1 protein-coding gene is annotated in these 792 nt (G+C 44.7%); it reads left to right on the plus strand.

Annotation, left to right across the window (positions count from 1 at the left end; all coding sequences use genetic code 11):
* A partial coding sequence (locus tag QUA20_RS30435; protein ID WP_333194001.1) for an Ig-like domain-containing protein occupies nt 1–792 on the plus strand: 792 nt, incomplete at both ends.

Below are 792 nucleotides of genomic sequence, written 5' to 3' on the forward strand. Positions count from 1 at the left end.
TTTTTAGTCACAGCAACTTTCAGTGAAAATGTGACAGGATTTAGTTCGAGTGGCATTAATGTTACTAACGGTACGGTGAGCGGCTTTACAGGTAGCGGTACGACTTATAATTTTACAGTCACACCGAATGCTGATGGCCCCGTCACAGTTGATGTACCTGCCGCGACAGCTACGGATACAGCAAGTAATAACAATGCCGCAGCCACTCAACTGGTTCGTACCGCTGATTTTACACCGCCAACTATTGCCTTAACATCAACTTCACCGACAACAATAAATGCACCATTTTTAGTCACAGCAACTTTCAGTGAAAATGTGACAGGATTTAGTTCGAGTGGCATTAATGTTACTAACGGTACGGTTAGCAGTTTTACAGGTAGCGGCACGACTTATAATTTTACAGTCACACCGAATGCTGATGGCCCCGTCACAGTTGATGTACCGGAGGCAACAGCTACGGATACTGCGACTAATAACAATACCGCTGCAACTCAACTTGTTCGTACTGCTGATGTTACCGCACCTACTGCTAGCTTGGGTACAATTTCTAACATTGCTACAGCGGGCGGCACAAGTCAGACATTGACAGTTACTTTCAGTGATAGTAGCGGAGTTGATGTTAGCAGTTTAGATAATTCTGACCTGGTAGTAAATTGGTCAGGTGGTACAATTCCTAGTGCATTTGTCAGCGTCGATACTAATAGTAACGGTACACCTCGCACGGCAACTTATTCTCTAACTCCGCCTGGGGGAAGTTGGGATGATACAGATAATGGCAGTTACGCTGTTAAT

The organism is Microcoleus sp. Pol7_A1, assembly GCF_036701085.1.
In the GTDB taxonomy this organism is placed as follows: domain Bacteria; phylum Cyanobacteriota; class Cyanobacteriia; order Cyanobacteriales; family Microcoleaceae; genus Microcoleus; species Microcoleus asticus.